Origin of the sequence: Rothia sp. 27098_8_161, from assembly GCF_041432905.1 — a bacterium.
Lineage (GTDB): Bacteria > Actinomycetota > Actinomycetes > Actinomycetales > Micrococcaceae > Rothia.
Window position 1 is genome coordinate 1 of record NZ_JAPWAL010000044.1, and the last position, 1,680, is coordinate 1,680.

Annotated in this window: 4 protein-coding genes; 3 read left to right on the forward strand and 1 reads right to left on the reverse strand. The window is 52.2% G+C overall.

The genetic code is table 11. The features are described 5' to 3' along the window. The 3 genes from O3648_RS08195 to O3648_RS08205 form a co-directional block, all read left to right on the forward strand. The coding region (locus tag O3648_RS08195) for an RNA polymerase sigma factor (RefSeq protein ID WP_371569536.1) at positions 1-372 on the forward strand (372 nt) is incomplete at its 5' end. Continuing rightward, positions 369-920, forward strand: a complete 552-nt coding sequence (locus O3648_RS08200) for an Asp23/Gls24 family envelope stress response protein (RefSeq protein ID WP_371569539.1) — start codon at positions 369-371, stop codon at positions 918-920. The genes O3648_RS08195 and O3648_RS08200, both read left to right, overlap by 4 nt. Further along, positions 910-1,266 (forward strand): transcriptional regulator, encoded by a 357-nt coding sequence (locus tag O3648_RS08205; RefSeq protein WP_371569541.1) that lies wholly within the window; start codon positions 910-912, stop codon positions 1,264-1,266. The genes O3648_RS08200 and O3648_RS08205 overlap by 11 nt, the downstream gene beginning before the upstream one ends. Before the next feature lie 121 nt (positions 1,267-1,387). On the opposite strand, the gene O3648_RS08210 is transcribed toward O3648_RS08205, so the two are convergent. Continuing rightward, positions 1,388-1,600, reverse strand: a complete 213-nt coding sequence (locus O3648_RS08210) for a molybdopterin-binding protein (protein ID WP_005505155.1) — start codon at positions 1,598-1,600, stop codon at positions 1,388-1,390. Positions 1,601-1,680 lie beyond the last annotated feature (80 nt).

Here is a 1,680-nt window from a genome sequence, read left to right on the forward strand (position 1 = left end):
GCAGCTTTTCGTGGCTGGATTATGCAGATTTGCACTAATAAAGCTACTAGTATGGTGCGTAAGCGTCAGCGTCGAGCCACTGATCCTTATGACGCAGAAGGGCTCGAAGGCGTGAGCGGTGCGGCTGAGATGACGTCGAGCAGTACCGCTGACCCGGCTGATTCCAGTGAAGTTAATGCGCAGATTCAGGCCCTTGCCAATCTTTTGGCGTCCGTGGAACCTGAACTGCGTGTAGTGTGGATTCTTCGAGAAATCGATGAAATGTCATATGAAGAGATTGCCAAGACACTAAACCTGACAGTTTCGACCGTCCGTGGGAGGCTGGCACGAGCCCGTTCTCTCATCATACGCCTGATGAAGGAGTGGGCTTGAGTAAATCCAACAACCTCTCAAATAAGGTCCGACACTCAGCAGCGTCGGTAAAATCACTCTCACGATCGCATGAGCAGGACAATCTGGACACCCATGAATATCTGAGTCTCATCGCCTCCCTCCACAAGGAATGGGACCGGCTAGAGGCTATGGGAAGTACCTCGGTTATGCCGCGGCCCCGTTCCATAATGGAAGCTATTCTTGCTGAAACCCGACACGGTAAGCAAGTGGAGATGCCAGCAACAGATTTAGGCCCCTACAGCATGTCTGAGTTTTCGTTGAGGGCTCTTATTCGCCGTACTGTGGACTCAGTACCCGATGCACGTTCCTTGCGTTCTTCTTTCGAACACGCACCTTCAAATGGAGAGCATCGCGGTCTGGGGGTTCCGGAGGTTGTATCTTGCCGAATCTCGGTTCACGGTGCCATTGAAAGCCTACCGCAACTGGCCCAGCAAGTCCGCGATGCCGTCCGCGAAGCCTGCTATGAGAACCTGGGATTCTCCCCGACAGTCAATGTACATATCGAGGACATTCATCATGACGACTAACTTCTCTGGCGCCGAGCTACTTCGGCTGGTCACTGCCATTCCCGGAGTACGAGGAATCGAACCTGGATTGGGTAGCACTCTGAAAGTAATCGGTAGCCGCATGCCGCAGGCCCGATTTGGCGTCATCATTGAATCAGGCTTGCGCAAAGCTACTATTGAGGTCAGTATTGATGGATCCAGGCCGGTCAAAGATATCGTACGAGATATCCAAGAGACTGTCATTCATTCGCTGTCTCAATCGCAACAATACGACGAAGAACATACAAACTCTAAAACCTTAGACTCAACCGGTAGCGATAACGACAATACCCCGCAGGTTAGGGTGAGGGTCCAGTCCCTCCTGTAGGGGGGTTCAACCTCAGAAAACAACGGAGCCCCGCACTACAGCTCGTAGTGCGGGGCTCCGCCCTATTAACCCTCGCGCGCCACAAAAAGCAGCTACCGGGTGTAAGTCTTATTGACCGGGATTAGTGGTCAGCACCAACCATCACGTTGGACGCCTTAATCACTGCGTAAGCGGTCTCGCCAACCTTCAGGCCCAGCTCCTTGATGGACTCGTTGGTGATGGACGCAGAGATAACAACCTCGGGAGCGATCTCGATCTTAACGATGCCGTTAGTTGCACCCTCAGTAATCTCAACAACCTTGCCAGCGAACTGGTTACGTGCAGAAAGCTTCATGAAGCCGTGCCTTTCACTCAATAAACGTACAAATACTCCAAGCATTCTACACGCCGTAGCCATTGAGAAGTATCTTCCAA

Bases quoted from the DNA above. Each gene is read 5' to 3' on its own strand.
- O3648_RS08205 (WP_371569541.1), top strand. From the start codon at position 910: ATGACGACTAACTTCTCTGGCGCCGAGCTACTTCGGCTGGTCACTGCC.
- O3648_RS08210 (WP_005505155.1), bottom strand. From the start codon at position 1,600: ATGAAGCTTTCTGCACGTAACCAGTTCGCTGGCAAGGTTGTTGAGATT.